At 61.5% G+C, this 18,402-nt stretch carries 18 protein-coding genes; 7 read left to right on the top strand and 11 right to left on the bottom strand.

Going from position 1 to position 18,402, the window contains the following annotated elements; genetic code table 11:
- The first annotated feature begins 3 nt into the window (after positions 1–3).
- Positions 4–1,152 (top strand): amidohydrolase, encoded by a 1,149-nt coding sequence (locus ACUXUR_RS19630; protein WP_445504047.1) that lies wholly within the window; start codon positions 4–6, stop codon positions 1,150–1,152.
- 92 nt (positions 1,153–1,244) lie between these two features.
- On the opposite strand, the gene ACUXUR_RS19625 is transcribed toward ACUXUR_RS19630, so the two are convergent.
- From ACUXUR_RS19625 to ACUXUR_RS19615, 3 genes are all read right to left on the bottom strand, one after another.
- A complete protein-coding gene (locus ACUXUR_RS19625; protein ID WP_445504046.1) occupies positions 1,245–2,249 on the bottom strand; it encodes a phasin family protein in 1,005 nt (334 codons plus the stop codon).
- 367 nt (positions 2,250–2,616) lie between these two features.
- Positions 2,617–3,321 carry a glutathione S-transferase N-terminal domain-containing protein gene (locus tag ACUXUR_RS19620; RefSeq protein WP_445504045.1) on the bottom strand — a complete coding sequence of 235 codons (705 nt, stop codon included), beginning with the start codon at positions 3,319–3,321 and terminating at the stop codon, positions 2,617–2,619.
- 230 nt (positions 3,322–3,551) lie between these two features.
- The gene (locus ACUXUR_RS19615; protein ID WP_445504044.1) at positions 3,552–5,252 is read right to left on the bottom strand and encodes a PAS domain S-box protein; all 1,701 of its coding nucleotides are present in this window, start codon (positions 5,250–5,252) and stop codon (positions 3,552–3,554) included.
- Between the two features lie 287 nt (positions 5,253–5,539).
- On the opposite strand from ACUXUR_RS19615, the gene ACUXUR_RS19610 reads away from it, so the two are divergent.
- A complete protein-coding gene (locus ACUXUR_RS19610; RefSeq protein ID WP_445504043.1) occupies positions 5,540–6,526 on the top strand; it encodes an SDR family oxidoreductase in 987 nt (328 codons plus the stop codon).
- Positions 6,527–6,540: 14 nt separating this feature from the next.
- On the opposite strand, the gene ACUXUR_RS19605 is transcribed toward ACUXUR_RS19610, so the two are convergent.
- The 6 genes from ACUXUR_RS19605 to ACUXUR_RS19580 all read right to left on the bottom strand — a co-directional run bounded on the left by ACUXUR_RS19605 (position 6,541) and on the right by ACUXUR_RS19580 (position 11,136).
- A complete protein-coding gene (locus tag ACUXUR_RS19605; RefSeq protein WP_445504042.1) occupies positions 6,541–7,683 on the bottom strand; it encodes an alginate lyase family protein in 1,143 nt (380 codons plus the stop codon).
- Positions 7,684–7,777: 94 nt separating this feature from the next.
- A complete protein-coding gene (locus ACUXUR_RS19600) occupies positions 7,778–8,902 on the bottom strand; it encodes a DUF2778 domain-containing protein (RefSeq protein WP_445504041.1) in 1,125 nt (374 codons plus the stop codon).
- Positions 8,903–9,914: 1,012 nt separating this feature from the next.
- Positions 9,915–10,127 (bottom strand): hypothetical protein, encoded by a 213-nt coding sequence (locus tag ACUXUR_RS19595; protein ID WP_445504040.1) that lies wholly within the window; start codon positions 10,125–10,127, stop codon positions 9,915–9,917.
- A 123-nt stretch (positions 10,128–10,250) separates the two neighbouring features.
- Positions 10,251–10,406, bottom strand: coding sequence for a YjiS-like domain-containing protein (locus ACUXUR_RS19590; protein ID WP_445504039.1), 156 nt, complete (start codon positions 10,404–10,406; stop codon positions 10,251–10,253).
- A gap of 43 nt (positions 10,407–10,449) precedes the next feature.
- Entirely contained in the window at positions 10,450–10,638 is a 189-nt protein-coding gene (locus ACUXUR_RS19585) for a hypothetical protein (protein ID WP_445504038.1), read from the bottom strand.
- A 255-nt stretch (positions 10,639–10,893) separates the two neighbouring features.
- A complete protein-coding gene (locus tag ACUXUR_RS19580; protein WP_445504037.1) occupies positions 10,894–11,136 on the bottom strand; it encodes a hypothetical protein in 243 nt (80 codons plus the stop codon).
- Between the two features lie 246 nt (positions 11,137–11,382).
- Between ACUXUR_RS19580 and ACUXUR_RS19575 the strand changes: the two genes are divergently transcribed.
- The 5 genes from ACUXUR_RS19575 (at position 11,383) to hmpA (ending at position 17,691) form a co-directional block, all read left to right on the top strand.
- Complete coding sequence (locus ACUXUR_RS19575; RefSeq protein ID WP_445504036.1) at positions 11,383–12,168, top strand: invasion associated locus B family protein; 786 nt, start codon at positions 11,383–11,385, stop codon at positions 12,166–12,168.
- A 267-nt stretch (positions 12,169–12,435) separates the two neighbouring features.
- Entirely contained in the window at positions 12,436–13,554 is a 1,119-nt protein-coding gene (locus ACUXUR_RS19570; RefSeq protein ID WP_445504035.1) for an ABC transporter substrate-binding protein, read from the top strand.
- A gap of 319 nt (positions 13,555–13,873) precedes the next feature.
- On the top strand, positions 13,874–15,556 hold the full coding sequence (locus ACUXUR_RS19565; RefSeq protein WP_445504034.1) for a methyl-accepting chemotaxis protein: 1,683 nt from the start codon (positions 13,874–13,876) through the stop codon (positions 15,554–15,556).
- 303 nt (positions 15,557–15,859) lie between these two features.
- On the top strand, positions 15,860–16,246 hold the full coding sequence (locus tag ACUXUR_RS19560) for a hypothetical protein (protein ID WP_445504033.1): 387 nt from the start codon (positions 15,860–15,862) through the stop codon (positions 16,244–16,246).
- Between the two features lie 230 nt (positions 16,247–16,476).
- Complete coding sequence (gene hmpA, locus ACUXUR_RS19555) at positions 16,477–17,691, top strand: NO-inducible flavohemoprotein (protein WP_445504032.1); 1,215 nt, start codon at positions 16,477–16,479, stop codon at positions 17,689–17,691.
- A gap of 223 nt (positions 17,692–17,914) precedes the next feature.
- On the opposite strand, the gene ACUXUR_RS19550 is transcribed toward hmpA, so the two are convergent.
- On the bottom strand, positions 17,915–18,070 hold the full coding sequence (locus ACUXUR_RS19550) for a hypothetical protein (protein WP_445504031.1): 156 nt from the start codon (positions 18,068–18,070) through the stop codon (positions 17,915–17,917).
- Between the two features lie 7 nt (positions 18,071–18,077).
- The gene (locus tag ACUXUR_RS19545) at positions 18,078–18,194 is read right to left on the bottom strand and encodes a hypothetical protein (protein WP_445504030.1); all 117 of its coding nucleotides are present in this window, start codon (positions 18,192–18,194) and stop codon (positions 18,078–18,080) included.
- Positions 18,195–18,402: the final 208 nt, after the last annotated feature.

Genomic DNA, 18,402 nt, shown 5'->3' with positions numbered 1-18,402 from the left:
GCTGTGTTTTTAACCAATCAAGATGTGGTCGAGTTGACCGAGTGGCGCCGCGGACTGCACCGCCATCCCGAGATCTCAGGGGAGGAGGCTGGAACCGCCCGAACGGTAGAGACTTTGCTTGCCTCGGCGGGCGCCGATCGGATCCTCACGGGCCTCGGCGGTCATGGCGTTGCCGGCATCTTCGAGGGCGGGGAGCCCGGTCCCACGGTGATGTTTCGCGCGGAGCTCGACGCCCTGCCTATCGAGGAAATTTCCGAAGCGCCTCATCGCTCACGCGTACGAGGCAAAGCGCATCTATGCGGACATGACGGGCACATGGCGATCCTCGCAGCTCTTGCCCGAGGCTTGAGTCGGCAACGTCCGCAACGTGGTCGTGCCATCCTGCTCTTTCAGCCTGCCGAGGAGACGGGAGCGGGAGCCGCCGCCGTTGTGGCGGATCCTAGGTTTCGCGAGGTTGCGCCCGACTTCGTGTTCGCGCTTCACAACATGCCGGGCATGAAGTTCGGCAAGGTCGCGCTGATCGAAGGACCGGTGAATTGCGCCTCGCGGGGTATACGCATTGTGCTCACGGGCAAGACAGCCCATGCCTCGATGCCTGAGACCGGAGTGTCGCCGGTCAGTGCCATCGCACAGCTCATGCCAGCGCTCACCGCTCTGGGGAGCGGTGGTCCCATGGACGAGAGCTGCGCGATGGTGACCGTGACGCACGCGCAGATCGGCGAGCCGGCCTTCGGCATTGCTCCTGCTCACGGAGAGATCTGGGCGACGCTTCGGACGATGACTGACGCGGGCATGGACGCTCTCGTGTCCAAGGCCGAACAAATGGCGAAGGATGCAGCGCGGGACAGCGGCCTATCCATCGAGATCTCGTATAGCGACGTTTTCCACCATTGCGAGAACGCTCCCGAAGCGGTGGCACACTTACGCCGTGCACTCGAAGCCGAGGGCGTGCCGCATGACAAGGGGGATCTGCCGATGCGTGCGTCCGAGGACTTCGGGCAATTGGGTGCGAAAGCTCCAGCCGCAATGTTTTTTCTCGGCGCTGGTGAGGATCACCCAGCGCTCCACAATCCGGATTATGATTTTCCGGATGATCTGATCGTGATCGGGTCGCGCGTTTTCATGCGTACATTGCGGGACTTGCTGGGATAAATTCCTTGCGCTTTTGCCGCTTTTCGACGCGATGCGAACCGACGCTCCTGGCTTCGAAGCCAGGAGCGTTCCGATCTGGACAGTTTTAAGTCTCAGGCTGCACGGCTGACGCGTTGATCTGATTTTTCGGATCTTTCAACCTGAACGGTCACGGTGCGAGTGGCCTCGTCCGCCACCTGGAGGGCGAGCTCGGCAATGCGCCGGCTATTGTCAACGGTTTGCTCAACATTGTCCCGGATCAGGGAACTCTGAGCTGCAATGAGGTCAGACATAGACCGGCATTGGGCCAGGGCAGTCAAGCCTTCGAGATTTCTTTGAAGGCGCTTCTGACTCAGTTCAAAACATTCGCGGGAAACGTCTTGCATCCCGCGCGCCAGAGCCGAACCGGATTGCGCGGCAATCCGGAAGTTCTGCGAGGCTTGGGTCGTGAGCCCCTGTGTCTCCCCGCTGGGACGGTTAAACATCTGCAAGGCTTGCCCTGTCGAGTGGCGAGCCAATTCGGAGAACGTGTTGACGCTGCTCTCGACGGCTTCCTGGAGAGCACGGGCCAGGGTCTGGGCGCTTTCCGCTCCAGCCCGCATTGTATCAGCGACATCAATCGCGACCCTTTGGACGGTCTCGATCTGCTCACGGTTATGCTGCGTTTCAAACCGCTTTGCTTCGTCAATACTGGCCATCTTATCCTCCACCTTCTCGATCACCGCCTCCACCTCCTCCTCGCTGAGAACCTCGAGCACGGCAGGAAGAAGCTCTTTCTTGTCATCCCGGATATGCTGCTGGAAAACTCTCCTCAATCGGGTGACATGATCGAGGAACTCGCTGCTGTTCTTGGGCATGCGCTCGAGTTGCGTTAGGAGCGCAATAGTTTCCTGGTTGTCATTGACGGCCATCTGCACGAGATCGTGCATGCCGTTCCGCATCAGAACAGGAAAGAGATGTTGCTCTTGGAGGCTTGCCAGGAGTTCGAGCTCTTCCTTGAGGTCTGCGAAAAGGCGTTCGCGTGTCTTGACAGCATTGTCGGATGTCGCAAGGAGCTTCTCGAAGAGCTCGTTTGCCTTGTCCGGTGGCGTTTGACTGAACCGTCTGTTAGCGGGCATTGTGTCTCACTGCTATGAAAAGAGTGGTTCCAATTCACTTGAACGCGCACTACCGGCTCGATCTGTGTCGATCAGAGCCGCAAGGCTTCACCCCAACTGAAACACAATCGAAGGTGAGGCCATATAAACGTGCTCTCAGCCAGGCTGCTTCGCTGGCACCTAATGTCACAGCTTACTCTGTGGTTTCCTCTTTGCGAGGATTGAGACAGGAGCACGCCTCTATTGATTTGATTATTCTGTGTTAATTTTTGGGCAGTCGCGAGATCGATCTAAGCCGTTCTGACGCGCGATCGTGAAGACAACCGTGAGGCCGCTCTCACGGTTGCTGGCTAACAAGATATCGAGAAAAGTAGCGTTTAATAATGCGTCACGCCCGCTTCGGGATCTCAAGACCGCGCTGCACGGCAGGGCGAGCAAGGCCTCGTTCCAGCCAGGCAGGGACATTCTTGAGCGTATCGTATTCAACAAGCTCGCCGGCTCCATAAAAACCGATGAGATTGCGCACCCAGCCAAGCAGGGAGATATCGGCGATGGTGTACTCGTCGCCCATGATCCACTGGCGGCCCGTGAGCCGCTTTTCCAGCACGCCGAGCAGGCGCTTCGATTCTGCGCGATAGCGCTCGAGCGGCCGCTTATCCTCGATCTCGCGACCCGCAAATTTATGGAAGAAGCCGAGCTGGCCGAACATTGGGCCTACGGCTGCCATCTGGAAGAATACCCATTGAACAGTCTCGTAGCGCCGTGCCGGATCCTTCGGCAGGAGTCGGCCGCTCTTCTCCGCAAGGTAGAGGAGGATCGCGCCGGATTCGAAGAGCCCTAACGGCTTTCCGTCCGGACCGTTGGGATCAATGATCGCCGGGATCTTGCCGTTTGGATTGAGCGAGAGGAATTCTTCCGTCCAGGTCTCGTTCTTGCCGATGTCGATCAGATGCGGCTCGTAAGGCAGGCCGATCTCCTCCAGCATGATCGATACCTTCACCCCGTTGGGCGTCGGCAGCGAATAGAGCTGCAGCCGGTCCGGATGGGAGGCGGGCCAGCGCTTGGTGATGGGGAAGGCGGAAAGGTCTGCCATAGGAATCTCCAGAATGGGGAGGCTCTTAGATGACGTAGAAATTCGAGGTTGTCATCCTGGGCCTCTTGGAGAGAACGGCACAAAGGGCCGCGCCTCCCTTTCCGAAGCCATCGGCATCATTAGATAATGTGATCGCTCCGGATCGTATCGTCGATGACGAGAAAGCCGGTGATCCGGTCAACACGATTTGCTTCGCCGGCGACATCGGCGAAAAACTCGAGAAGTATGCCTCATCCCAAAGGGATATCTGCAGTGCAGATGAGTCCGGTGGGGTGAAAGTCGATCGTGACCTGCCCCTCCAGCTCTCTGGCGAGGCTTCTTTCTATGAGGCGCGTTCCGAATCCGCGGCGGGTAGGGGGCTGCACCGGCGGGCCGCCGCTCTCCTTCCAGACAAGATGCAGGTATAGGCCTCTATCTGAGATTGTCGTGGACCATTCAATGGTAACCGTGCCTGTCTCGTTCGAGAGCGAGCCGTACTTGACTGCATTCGTGGCGAGTTCCTGAAGAGCCATTGCAAGCGAGAGGGCCTGTTGCGGAGTCAGGATCACTTGCGGGCCGTGCGCCTCAAACCGCTGCTCGCCCCGGCTCAGATAGGGGGCAATCGCTTGGGCCACGATATCCGGGAGACCGGCGCGTTCCCAATTTTCCCGCGTGAGAACATCGTGCGTCCGGGAGAGAGCCAATAGACGACTCTCCAAATCCTCTTCGGCTTGCTGTGGTGAGCGGGCATTGCGCAAGGTCTGCCGTGCGATCGACTGTACGGTTGCCAGGGTGTTCTTCACCCGGTGATTGAGTTCGTTGATGAGGAGGTTGCGGCTTTCTTCCGCGTGCTTACGGGCGGAGATATCGTGCAGGACTCTGATGCCATAAAGGGGACGGCCGTCCGGATCATCGACACGCGAGGCAGAAAGACCAAGCCAAACAAGATGCCCATCTTTATGCAGGATGCGCTTCTCAAGGGAATAGACATCGATCTCACCGGCCATTTGCCGGTAGAACAGCTCCAGGTCCTGCGCCTGGTCTTCTGGGAAAGTGAGGTCGCGTATCGTCATTGCGAGCAGTTCGTGCCGCTCGTAGCCGCTGATGGCGCACAGCCATTCATTGATTCGCAGAAAACGGCCATTCACGTCGACTTCGACGATGCCGATAGCCGCATTTTCGTAGGTTGCCCGTAGCCTCTGCTCGCTTTCACGCAGGGCAGCTTCGGCGACCTTGAGCTCGTGAATATCCGTCGAACTGCCGAACCAGGCGGTGATTTGGCCGGTGCCGGGGCGTCGATAGGGATTGGCCCTGACGACATGCCAACGGTAGACGCCATCGTATCGGCGATACCGAAACTCCGTCTCGTAGGAGGTCTCCTTGGCACGGACATCGGCCCAGATGCGAAGCGTTCTCTCCACATCATCAGGATGGATCGTATCGAGCCAGCCATATCCGAAAACCTCCGACAGAGGGCGGCCCGTATATTCTGCCCATCGATCGCTGGCATAAGTCACTTCACCTTCGCCGTTGGTGATCCAGACCATTCCAGGCGCCGCATTGGCGAGCAGGCGGAAGCGTTCCTCGCTCTCCCGCAGGATTTCTTCGTGGCGCTTGTCCTGGGTGATATCGATGCAGACCGCCAGAGCCTTTTCCGGTCGGCCCGTCTCATCGCGAATGAGGGTCGCTGCCGTCCGGGTCCAGACAACCGAGCCGTCAGGGCGGAGGTAGCGCTTCTCGACCTCGTAGCGATCTTCCTTCATCAGACCCGTCAGAAGGGCCTCGGTTCGAGGAAGATCGTCCGGGTGCACAATCCTGCTGAGGTGGCATCCGAGAAGCTGATCTCGGCTGCGGTCGAGCATGGTGCAGAAATAATCGTTCACGCGCAGGAGGTATCCGTCCAGATCGCACTCGGCGAGGCCAACCGTTGCCTGAGTGAAAAGCACGTCCACCGGTTGCCTACTCCTGATCCGCCCATTGCCGGGACAGGAACCGGATGAGCCCAGTCAACCGGCGTGAGATCACACGGCTTTGTGGCTCCTGGTCCTCGGGACAAGGCCTGAACATGAACATTCATATGCTGTCGAGGTTCCGAAGCAGGAACGGGGATCCAGCGGAAAAGCCGGAGGATCGGAGCTTGCCAGTGACGCCTTGCCGCCATGCGAGGCCGGAGCATTTTCCGAACCCTTGCCCCGGAAGCCCGTTAGCCGGTTGAAATATCCGATGAGAGGGCAGTGATATGCATCGAGACGATGACAGTTCGATCTCGCGGCGAGGTGTCGTTGGCGAGGCAGCAATAGGCTTGGCGTCTGCGGCGGCGCAGCCAGGACGTCCCGGCGGTGCCATGGCCAAGGACGATCCGACCATGAAATATCCCAAGCCGCCATTCCGATCCCAGTCGCAGCCCTGGCCGGGCCTGGCAGGCAAGATGGATCCCCGTCCCGATCACGGCGAAACGAGTTACAAGGGCTCTGGCCGGCTGCAGGGACGCAAGGCCCTGATCACTGGCGGCGATTCCGGCATGGGCCGCGCGGCGGCGATTGCCTATGCTCGCGAGGGAGCCGACGTGGCGATCAGCTATCATCCTGACGAGGAGCCCGATGCCCGCGAGGTGATCGATCTCATCGAGAAGGAAGGCCGCATCGCCGTCGCTCTGCCTGGCGATATTCGTGACGAGGCCTTATGCACACGCATCGTCGCCGATGCGGTGCGCGAGCTCGGTGGTCTCGATATCCTCGTCAACAATGCGGCCCGGCAGCAGCAGCGGCAATCGCTTCTCGATATTACGTCGGAGGATTTCGACGCGACGATGAAGACGAACATCTACGCCATGTTCTGGCTCACCAAGGCGGCGCTGCCGCACCTAAGTCCTGGGTCGGTGATCATCCAGACCACGTCGGAGCAGGCCTATGATCCGTCGGCCAATCTCGTCGATTACGCCATGACCAAGGCGGCGATGATGAACTTCACGAAGTCGCTCGCGAAGCAGCTCGGCCCCAAGGGCATTCGCGTGAACGGCGTCGCGCCTGGCCCGATCTGGACGCCGCTTCAGGTGAGCGGCGGGGCCACGCAGGAAAAGCTGCAGAAATTCGGCGGCGATACGCCGCTCGGACGGCCAGGCCAGCCGGTGGAGCTCGCCTCCATCTATGTGCAGCTGGCCGCGTCTGATGCGAGCTATGCCACGGGGCAGGTTTATGGCGCGGCCGGTGGCAGCGGACAGCCCTGAGCCCATGGCGCTCCTCAGTCCTTGCCGCGGAACAGTAATGTGGTGTTCCCACCGATGCCGCTCGAGGCAACCGGGCGCCTGGAGGCCAGAAGGGCTTCGGCCTTCTCTGAGGGGAAGCGGCTCTGGTAGATTTCGAGCCATGCGATGCGCGAGTCCGGCACGGTGCCGTCGCCGGAATAGGGTTCCTGTTTGGAGCCCGTGGCCTTCTCGAAGAAGGATGGATCCGTAAAGGACTCGACCACGCGGTTGACGAGACGCGAAAGAGCCTTGTCGTTCTCAGCGTAGAGATCGATGCCTTGCGTGCGTGCGAGTTCCGCTGTGGCGATCAGCGGTTCGGCAGCGAAATTGTGATAGTCGCGGGCGCGCTTGGCGCGCTTGAGTTCCAGGGGCAGGGTGCCGTCCTTGGTGATCTGTCTGATCCCGATGCGGGCACTCTCGGCGCCCCATTTGATCAGCTTCTGGTCACCCGTGGCAATGCCGGCGGCGATCGCGCTCAGGCCGTTCCAGTAGCGATGATTGTTGCGGCTCGAGACGCCGTTGTTCTTGTCCATGGCATCTGCGACCTGATGCCCCAATGTGTTGAGCCAGGCTTCTACCCGCTTCTTCTGCTCGTTCGGCAGGCCGGGCGCATGACGGATCTGGAGATAGGCCAGCGCGATGCCGCCGACGGCCTGACCCTGATTGTGGCTCGCTTGCCTGGTGCGCATGTCGGTGAGTGCATTCGCCTTCGCCCAGCTGTCGAGCCACGTGAGGGCGCAGGCCGAAGCCGCCGTGTTCTTGGGGCTGGATTTCACGTAGGCGTTCGAAATCTTCACCAGCGCTTTGCCGTAATCGCGCAGGGGCTCCACGGCTTCGGAATAGTCTTCTTCGGCATCCTCATCGATGGTCGAGCGGCTGGCATCGTCCTGCTTGTATTTGCTCTTCACATCGAGCGAGACCAGCGGCTCGCCGGGCGTGTCGCAATCGTACCGCGGCGTCTTCTGAAGATTGTCAGGGGCGGGAGCGGGGACCAGATAGCCTGTCCCGCCTTGCGCGGCAGCCGGAGCCGCCATCGCCAGCATGCCGAAAAGGGCCGAGGTGGCGAGCAGGTTTCGCGCCAGAACGTGATGGTTCCGGAACGCAGCCCGTCGCACAGACAATCCCAGAGTGCCCTTCATCCCGTCTCTCCCTGTTCGACCATGAACTAGGCGGAGAGAGGCGGTGTGCAAGATCGTTCGGGTTCCAGGTATCGCGCTCGCGCACCGGTATGCGTCAGCTTCGACTGACCATACGGGGCAGGAGATCCTGCTTGCTCCCGGCAACGACGACCAGGCGCTTCACCTCTCCTCTGAGATAGGCCTGCAGGAAACGGTCGTAGTCCCTGAAGGACACGCAACCGTTCGAGTCCCCGTTCGGCCCGAGCATGTAGGTGTGGGCCAGAATGCCGTCGCGGCCATGGATGGCGGCGCTGCCGCCCACGGGATTCATGCGCAGGGCGCGTACGCCGTGGAACAGCGCTTCGCGCTCGGTGAGGAGATAGGTGCCCGGCGGCGTCGCGCCCCTCATGCGCACATGAACGAAGCGCGGGTCGTCGAGCTTGTCGCCAAGGCCGGAATGCGCCTCCAGGCGCTCGCCGTTGGGCATGATGACGACCTTCGCGCTGATGTCGTAGACAGCGGTCTGGTCGCCGACCTGCGGAGCAGGGCTGAAGCGCGCACTTGGCGCAATGCTGCCGGTGGTGCTGCCCAGCGCAGCGTAGCTGAGGGTATTGTCAGGCGGCGCCGCCGGCTTGATGCCGAACAGCTTCTCGATGAAGGAGGGCTCGGCGATGGCTGCAGGCTGCGGTGTCTGCAAGGCGGCTGTCTTGACCCGCGCCGGGTCTGCTGCGGTTGCCGATCTCGACGCTTCGGGCTTCGGCGTGTCGGGGGCCTTGGCGAAGCGGAATTCGGCGGGACGCGGCACAGGCAGAGGAACAGGGGCCGGCTGAATGACTTCAGCCGTCGTGCTGGCTGGAGGCGCCTCGATCTCCCGAACGGTCTCTTGCATGGGCGGCACGGCGCTGGCTACGGCACGCGGCGCGAAGGGCGGCTTGAACGTTGTGCCAAGCGGTGGATTATGCGTCGAGCCGAGTGCTTCGGGTTTCCCCATGGGTTTGGGATCCACCAGCATCCACGCATCAGCTTCGACGGGGGCGGTTGCTATCGTGCGTGGCGCAGGCACGGCGTCTGCAATGCTGCCGGAAACCTCGATGATGGGTGGTGTGGCGCTTAGACCCTGGAGATTGGCGTAGAAGACCACAGGACTCATGGAGATCGCCACGAGAGCGGCCGTCAGGAAAAGATTGCGCCGGTTCTTCCGATGAACACGGCGGCCCGACGGATAACGATAATGCATCATGGCGGACTCTACGCAACAACTTGAGCGCACAAGACATCGTGAGTGATGAAGCCGTCATGCGCGCAAACACACGTTCACTCAGGAGCGATTAGACGATGGTTTGGTTAAAACATGGATAATCGGGTGCGCTTCTGCCTCACGCTGAAACGCTCGCAGTTCCGCTGCCGGGCATCACGGAGAGAGCATGACGGAGGCTGTCATTTCCGGCCGGAGATGGTGCCACCTTCGGAGGGGACGGGATGCCAGAGCGCTACGCCTGTGAGTGGATCCCTTTCCCGGTCCCGGCGGACCGCCGAGGATGACAGGAGCGGGGTCATGGATGGGCTCACGGGCAGGCGCTGTCGGCGTGAGATGTCAAAGAGCGCGCGGCAGCGTCCTCGCGGCGTGGTGGCCCGAGGGTGAATGGGTCGAGGGGTCGCGCGAGGAGCGGTCCGGCTCGATCTGAGGTGGAAGCGTGGAACCGAACGGCTCCTCGCGCACGGCTTTTTTAGGCGGACACCGCATCGGTCACTTGCGACATGCGGGCGGCCTCCTGCCCGGCGGCTGTGCGGTCAGCTCATCCGGCAGGACCGTGCCCCGGCTCCACAGTCACGACGCCTCGCGAGCGCGCCCCTCGGTGAACCAGGACAGAGAACGATATAGCCGAGCTTGGAGCGGCAGTCAAGAACAAAATGAGAACATTCTCCGGCGCAATCCAGCTCCCCGTCATCCCGCCCCATGCCCACCACAGCCTCATCCTGAGGAGCGTAGCGTCTCGAAGGGCGAGGCGTCGTCAGCGCGCACTGGAGCCTCCTTCGAGACGGATCGCTCACGCGATCCTCCTCAGGATGAGGTCGAACCCGACAAGACGGGATGGCTGCGGCAAGCCCGGCCATGACGGGGAACTGGATGAGGTGAGGACACGTGAAGAGCCACGACACGTACAGCCATGATGCGAGAGGGTTGTCCCAGGTTGCGCCATCAGGAGTGTCAGGGATCTGAGCTCGTGGATGGCGCTGGCCCTCGGCTTGTCTCAGGCCGTACGGCGTGCCGCTGTCGCCGCGTAGATCTTCCGCGCGACCAGGATGGCAAGCGGAACGGCAAGGAGGGAACCGCCTCCGGCGGCATAGGGAATGAGTGTCATGCGTTGCTCGGCAAGGGAGGGGACAGCGAGGATCGGGATCATGAAGGCTCCGGCAAGCGCGGTGCCGATAATCATCCAAATGAGGGTGGCAAGTTTCAGCATGGAAGCACCTCTTCAGGCGCTTCACCTTAGCGGTTTCATGCAAACAGGAGCTTGAGCTGGACCAAGAGGTGTCGAGCGTCGCTGATCTGAAGCGGAATGTCCCGGGATGGCTCCCGGGACAACTCACATGGCGGCAGCCTGTCGCGCGAGGGCCCGGATGTCACGACGGCCGAAGCCGAGTTCAGCGAGCTCCCGGTCGGTGAGCCCGTCCAACTCGCGAAAGGCCTGACGGTAGCGGCGCCAAGCGGCGAGGCGATTGAGGAACATGGACGTAAGCATGAGAGCGGTCTCGATCTGGGAGGAGCTGAAGCGCGTCGGCAGCTCAGTGCCGGGCGGAGCCGATTCCGTAGATGCGGTCGACGCGGGCAATCTCACGCTCGGCCCTGCGGCGGTTGGTTTCGGCCATCGCGGCGATGACCGCATGAAGCGCTCGGAGCAGGGGGCCCGGCCGGCGCGGGTTGGCACCGAAAGAATCGGCGGCAATGGGAGTGCTGATCTGCAACGTGCTCATCGAGTTTCACCTTAACGCTGGTTCAGTAAACTTAATACTTTCGTATAAGTGATTATGCCCATTTTTGTGCGTTGCAAAGGAGCATTCGCGAATGCGAGATATGCTCAGAGAGCATGTCACAGAGGTAAATGATTACTTGCTATGCGACTGGCGCCTGATCGCTGGGCAGACAGCACGGAAAATGAGCATGCTGGCGACCGTTCATCCGCCGTGATCATGCCCTATAGGGGATTGCTGTCTAAGTAGTTGAAACCGTTATAGATTGAGGATCGGCAAGACCTTCGCACTGCCATGGTTCTGCAGGTCCAGGCCATAGGCGAGGACCTCTTCGTCCGTGAGTTCACGCAGCGTTTCGGCGGATGCCGTTGGGCCGGCGGCCTGTGCTGCGATCAGCTCGGCGTCACGCTCGTCCTGGGCGACGACGACGAAAGGTGCGATCTTCGGGGCCTGAACGCCCGGCTGTGTCACTGTCACGGTGACGCCAAATCCCTTATTCATTCAAGTATTCTCCTGGCTCCGCGGCCCATAAGCGAAGACGCTGGCCTCTCCCGATAGACGGCCGATCCCTAGGGTAAGTTCCGCCCATCATCCGCAGGAGCAGGGAACGATGGCCGCCGTTAAGCTGCTGTTCACCGGCACTGCGTCAGCTCACCGCTTCGAACAACAGCCCCGGACTGGGGTAAGCAGCATGTGATGTGGCCCGCCCCGATGAGAGTAGGTCTCAACGAGAGGAGAATTCCCGAGATGCCATTCATCTTCCGCCTTGCCGGTTCTGTGATCGCCCGCGCCAGCACAATCGCGATGGCGCTGGCGCTCGGTGCCGCACCGGGTCTCGCCCAAACCTCCGGGCAGGCCCCCAAAGCGAAGCAACCCGCTCCCAAGGCTCAGCCAGCTCAGCCTCAACAGCAGAATGCGCAACAGCCCCAGAATGCCGGCCTGGTGACCGTAGCGCTGAAAGCGGAGCCGTCTCAGACGGAATGGACCAAGGTCTGTGGGAAGGACGAGGGGGCGAAGGCGGAAGTCTGTTACACCACACGCGACTTCGTCACCGACAAGGGGCAGCGGATCGTTGCCGTGGCCCTCTATGACGTCAAGGGCAAGACATCGCAGAAGCTCATGCGGATCATGATGCCGCTTGGCTTCCTCGTGCCGCCCGGCGTTCGGATCGTCGTCGACAAGAGCCAGCCGGTCGGGGGCCGCTACGCGAGCTGCATGCCCAACGGCTGCTTCGTCGAGGCTCCGGTGAAGGATGATTTCGTCGCGGCCCTGAAGAAAGGTACGACCCTGACGATCAGCGCCCGAAACCAGGTTGGCCGGGAAGTTGCCTTTGCCATTCCGGCCGAGGGATTCGGCAAAGCCTTTGACGGACCGCCGATTGATCCGAAGGTCCTGGCCGAGCAGCAGAAGAAGGTGCAGGAGGAGCTTCAGAAGCAGGCGGAGGAACTCCGCAACCGCCGCATGGGCAGCTTCGGCAACCCTGCCCAGGCTCCTGCCGGCGGAGACGCTGCCGCCACTCCGCCCAAGAACTAGGGAGCCTCAGGATTCCTCGGGAATTCCAAGAGCAGGCTCGGGCCGGCATCAGCCCGGGCTTCAGCTGAAGCCGAAGCGGGTGAGTGGACTTTCCATCCCGTGCAGCCTTCCCGATGCTCCTTCTTGAGGGGAGCGCGTCGTTGACTGCGGAAAACCGGGTCCACTTTTCCGCACGATGTGCTAGTTCCTCCTCGATCCAACGCCATTGGATGACTGCTTCGGATCTCGAAAAGTCCGCTGCGCTGGTCAACGAACGGGAGGAATATCATGAACGTCAGGCCGCTGTTTCCCTTGTCCATCCTGTCTCTGCTGGCAGCCACCGGAGTTGCCCGCGCTGAAGACATCACCATTGCGGTGGCAGGGCCGATGACAGGCGCCGTCGCGTCGATCGGCGAGCAGATCAGGCGCGGAGCCGAACTCGCGGCCGAGGCCATCAACAAGAACGGCGGCGTCAACGGCAAGACGATCAAGATCTCGATCCAGGACGATGCCTGCGATCCGAAACAGGCCGTCGCCATTGCCAACCGTATCCTGTCGGCGGGCATCAAGTTCGTCGATGGGCATGCCTGCTCGGGATCGTCCATCCCCGCGGCTGAAGTCTATGGCGAGAACAACATCCTCATGATGAGCCCGGCCTCGAGCGCCCCCAAGCTCACGGACGATGCGGCGAAGAACGGCTACACCACGATCCTGCGCCTCTATGGCCGCGACGATGCGCAAGGGCGCTTCATCGGCCCGTGGATCAAGGAGAGGTACGGCACGAAAAAGATCGCGATCCTGCATGACAAGAGCGCCTACGGCAAAGGCCTCGCCGATGTGGTGAAGGAAGACCTCAACAAAGCCGGCGTGAAGGAAGTTCTCTACGAGGGCATCAATGCCGGGGAGAAGGATTACACGGCCGTGGTGAACCGCCTGAAGAGCGCGGGCGTCGAGTTCCTTTATTTCGGCGGCTATCACACCGAGGCCGGGCTGATCAAACGGCAGGCGGCGGACCAGAATTACCAATTCCAGCTCATGATGGGCGATAGCCTCGCCACGCCCGAATTCTGGTCGGTCGCCGGACCTGCAGGCGAGGGCACCCTGTTCACCTTCCCGCCGGATGCCCGCGAGAACGAGGCCGCCAAGAGCGCCCTGGAGCAGTTCAAGCAGATCAACTTCACCCCTGAGGGCTTTACCCTGTTCTCCTACGCCGTGGTCCAGGCGATTGCCGGCGGCATCGCCAAGGCGAACAGCACGGACCCGGTTGCCGTAGCGAAAGCCTTGCGCACCCCGAACGTGGATACGGTCGTCGGCTCCGTCAGCTTCGACGAGAAGGGCGACGTCAAGAACCCGCGCTACGACATCAACGTCTGGAAGGACGGCAAGTACAGCAAGCTGACGCAGTAGCGTCTGCGGCCGTCACCGTCGAACGCGCGGCATCATCGGTCTGCCGGAAAGGCAGGCGATGGTGCTGCGCGCAAGCTTCATGCCTTCAGGCTGGCTTGGCGGATTTTGAGGCGCTGCGTCCCCTCGGGCTGCGAAGGAGGGCCATCCTTCCACGTCACATCACCGGCACGGCACAATCGATAGCCAGGCTGCAGGCCGGTGCTGTGCGGATTTGGAAAGCGTCAGGCAAGCCTGGATCGATATCCCACTGCGATCTGGTGAATCGCATCATTGGGATGCGGGCCCCTTGCGGCCATGCGAGCAGGTTACAAAAGCGAAAATGTCTATCCGAGCGTTGTCCATCCGCGCCAAGCTCATCGGCGCGTTCTCCTTCCTGGTTCTGATGCTTGTCGGCCTCGGTGCGCTGGGGCTTCGCGGCATGCAGCAGATCAACATGCAAACGATCGAAATCGCCGAAAACTGGCTCGTCGCCGTGCGGGAAATCGGGGGGCTCAACGGAGAGGTTGCCGCTTACCGAACCACGCTTTTGCGACACATCCTGGCGGGAGAAGCTGAAGCCAAGGCCATCGAACAGGAGATGGTCGGTCGCGAGAAGACCATCGCGGAGAGAGTACAGGGCTACGAAAAGACCATCGTTCTCGACGAGGATCGCAGGCAGTTCAACGAGTTTCTGCAGCTGTGGGCTTCCTATCTGAAGGAGGCGAAAGCCGTCATTCGTATGTCCAATGAAGGCGAAACGGCCGCAGCCCGGGACTACAACAATCAGAAGGTGCTCCCTCTCGCACAGCAGATGGGACAGGCTCTGACGCAGCTGATGGAATGGAACAGCAAGGGCGCCGAGACGGCTAAGAAGGTTGCATCCGACACCTATGCGACGACGCAGACACTGACGATCGGCGTGCTCGCCGCAGGCGCAATCCTCGCCGCCGCTCTGGCCCTCTTCATCATCCGGTCGATCTCCAGCGGCATCGCATCCGTCACGCGTCCGATGGATCTGCTGGCGCATGGCAACCTGGATGCGCAAATTCCGTTCCGTGGCCAGAAGACCGAACTCGGCACGATTGCGGATGCGGTGCAGGTCTTCAAGGATGCGTTGATCGCCAAGAAGGAAGCGGACGAAGCCGCAGCCCTCGACGCGGATGCCAAGATGCGCCGGGCGCAGTTGCTCGACGATCTCACCAAACGCTTCGAGGCGAACGTGTCGGCTCTGACGCAAGGCTTGTCGAGCGCCGCGACCGAGATGGAGGCGACCGCCCAATCCATGACGGCGATCGCCAATCAGACCACCGGCCAGTCCGTCACGGTCGCCTCGGCCGCCCAGCAGACTTCGGCCAATGTGCAGACGGTGGCAGCCGCCACCGAGGAGCTGTCGATCTCGATCCGCGAGATTGCGAGCCAAGCCAGCCAGTCATCGCACATCGCCGAGCGTGCGGTGGCCGATGCCCAGCGCACGAACGAGACCGTGCAGGCTCTGGCGACCTCGGCCGACCGGATCGGCGACGTGGTGCAGCTCATCAACACCATCGCCTCCCAGACGAATCTGCTGGCGCTCAACGCGACCATCGAGGCGGCGCGGGCTGGCGAGGCCGGCAAGGGCTTCGCGGTGGTCGCATCCGAAGTGAAGGAGCTCGCCAACCAGACGTCCAAGGCGACCGAGGAAATCTCGGCGCAGATCGGCTCCGTGCAGCAGGCGACTCAGCATGCGGTCAGCGCGATCGAGCAGATTGCCCGGACGATTGCGGAGATGTCGCAGATCTCGATCTCCATCGCGGCCGCGATGGAGGAGCAGGGCGCGGCGACCGCGGAGATCGCCCGCAACGTGCAGGAGGCCGCCCGCGGCACCGAACAGGTCACCGGCAACATCGAGGATGTTCGGCAGGGGGCAGGCGAAACAGGGGCTGCCGCCTCGCAGGTGCTGGGCGCCGCCCAGGACCTGGCCCGCCATTCGAACGACCTGGGTCACGAGGTCTCGACCTTCCTCCAGGGCGTGAAAGCCGCCTGATCCGCCGCCCAACCCATCACTCCTTTCGTTTCGAAAGACGAGAGCCCGCCCCAGGAATGGGGCGGGCTTTTTCATGCTTGGCGACCCTGTCGAGCTGCAGCCCGTGCGTCGCCACAGAAAATCGACTGAACCAATCAGTCGCCGGAGCTGATTGAACGAGGGCAGGCGAGCGAGGGCATGGTCTGGCCGGAGGAGTGAACGAAGAGCGGCTCACTGCCCTGGTTGTATTTTCCAGGCGAACTTCTGCCCAGGGTTGCAGAAATGGTGTAGACATCCTTTGCACAGCAACCCATGGGGGCTTTGATGAGAGCATTGACTGCAAGCGCGCGATACAACGATTGGGACGGAACGGTCGCAGCCGATAATGTGGAGAAGGGCCTCATGCATTTTCTCGAGACAAAAGGTCTGCTCAATCGCAAAAGCGAATTCGTCGTCGGTGTGGAGCTTTCCGTTCCCGAGACCTCCGAGAGCAGGGGGAGTGCGGTTTCGATGAAGGCCCTGGTCGTGTGCACTGCCAGTTATGACGATGCAGCAAGACGCATCGAGGACCGCTCCGATCCGCTGCCCCTCAAGAATGTCGAGCTGGACGTGTCCCTCGACGAATTCCTCAAGCTCTTCAGACGATTCAACCTCGTTCTCACCCGGCGGGGATTGAGGCTCAATGGACGTGAGATCGAGAGCAGGGAGTAAGAGGAGCGGTCATTCCCGCATTCTCTGGTGTCATCTCCGCGCAGGCGGGGATCCATAACCACGAGGTGATCGAATGAAGTGCGTTGCCCGCCGTTCTGGTCTCAGGCGGCGGCATCCATGGATTTCCCTGCCTCCGGCGTGCCTCTTCGGGCAGGGCCCCGCTGCCCTCAGGGAGCCGCAGTGATCCGCTAAGTTCGCCATTCCCGAAATTGCTGTTTTGAGGAAGTTCCATGGCGACCACGCTGAGCGACATGACCATTCATCTTGTGAAGGCCACCGTTCCGGCCCTTCAGGAACACGGATTGGGGATCACGAAGCGCATGTATGAGCGGATGTTCCAGAACGAGGAGATCCGGGATCTCTTCAATCAGTCCCATCACGGCGAGACCGGTTCGCAGCCCAAGGCGCTCGCCTCTGCGATCCTGGCCTATGCGCAGAACATCGACAATCTCGGCGCGCTTGCGCCGGCCGTGGAGCGGATCGCGCAGAAGCATGTGGGCTTGAACATTCTCCCTGAGCATTATCCTCACGTGGCCGAGGCACTGCTCGGCGCGATCAAGGATGTGCTTGGCGATGCCGCGACCGACGAGATCCTCGCCGCCTGGGGCGAGGCCTATTGGTTCCTGGCGCATGTGTTGATCGCACGCGAGACAGCGATCTACGGCTGGCTCGCCACCGCACCGGGCGGATGGAATGGCTGGCGCAATTTCCGGATCGAGAGCAAGAGCCGCGAGAGCGAGATCATCACCTCCTTCGTGCTTCGGCCTGAGGACGGCAAGCCTGTCCTGCGCCATCAGCCCGGCCAGTACCTGACCTTCTGGATCGAGGTGCCGGGCCAGCATCCTCTCAAGCGCAACTACAGCATCTCGAGCGCGCCGAATGACGAGACCTACCGGATCTCCGTGAAGAGGGAGCCGCAAGGCGTCGCATCCACTTGGCTGCATGACAAGGCCGAGGTCGGGCAGATCCTGAAGGTGGCGCCGCCCGCCGGCGAGTTCTTCCTCAACGAGGAATCGCCGCGGCCCGTGGTGCTGCTGAGCGGCGGGGTCGGGCTGACGCCGATGATGAGCATGCTGGAGACCATTGCGGCCCGGCACCCCAACAAGTTTACGCATTACGTGCACGGCACGCTCAACGGCTCGACGCATGCCATGAAGGACCGCGTCCGGTCCTTGACCAAGGCCCATCCCAATATCACGGCGGCGACCTTCTACGTCGATCCGCGCCCCGAGGACCGCCAGGGCGAGGATTACGATCACGAGGGGCTGATCACGGTGGACTGGTTGCGGGCCAACACGCCGCTGGACGAGGCGGGCTACTACCTGTGCGGCCCGCGCCCGTTTCTGCGGGCGTTCGTGGGCGGGCTGGCCCTGGCAGGCGTCCGGTCGAACCGCATCCACTACGAGTTCTTCGGACCTGCCGACGAAATCCTCACGGCGGCCTAGCTGACCTTGGGCTGACCTCGAGACACCCCGTCTTCAGCAGCGGGAAAGCTCGCGTCATGCCCGCAACAGTTGCGGGCATAAAAAGAGAGGGTCAGACATATTCGTGTGGATGTAGAATGGTTTAGCTCCCGGCATATTCCGGTAGTCTTATTCCGATATCGCCAACACGCAATAAGAACCCCGCAGCGCCCGCAACACCTTGCTCTGCCGATATTTCTTGACCTCAGCTCATGTACCAACCGCCGTTGACGTTGATGGTCTGGCCGGTGACGTCCTCGTTGCGGACGAGCATGACCGCGACCTCAGCGATCTCGTCCACGGCGCCGAAGCGACCCACCGGGATCAGGTCAGGACGGACGTTCGGGTTGCTGCGGATCATGTCGGTCTCAACCAGGGCTGGGCGATCGCGTTCGCGGTGATGCCCTTCTTGGCGAACCGGATGCATAGGAATGGGTGAGCCCGATCAGCCCGGCCTTGGAGGCGGCATAGTGGGAACCGACCACACATCCGCTCTGGGCAGCCACTGATGACAGATTGATAATCCGGCCTCAGCCTGCCGACCTCATCGCCGGCAGGACAGCCTGCGTGACCAGAAAGGCGGAATCGGATGCCATGGCCTGGGTTTGATCGGCGTAAGAGCCTAAGCGGAAGTTCTTGAAGGGCAGGGGAATTTCAGAGCCTCACCCTTGCAGACCTTCAACCTTCTCCTAA

This window comes from Microvirga medicaginis (genome assembly GCF_052658925.1).
Note: the sequence above shows the minus strand (reverse complement) of the source record. Positions and strands in the feature narration are given on the sequence as shown.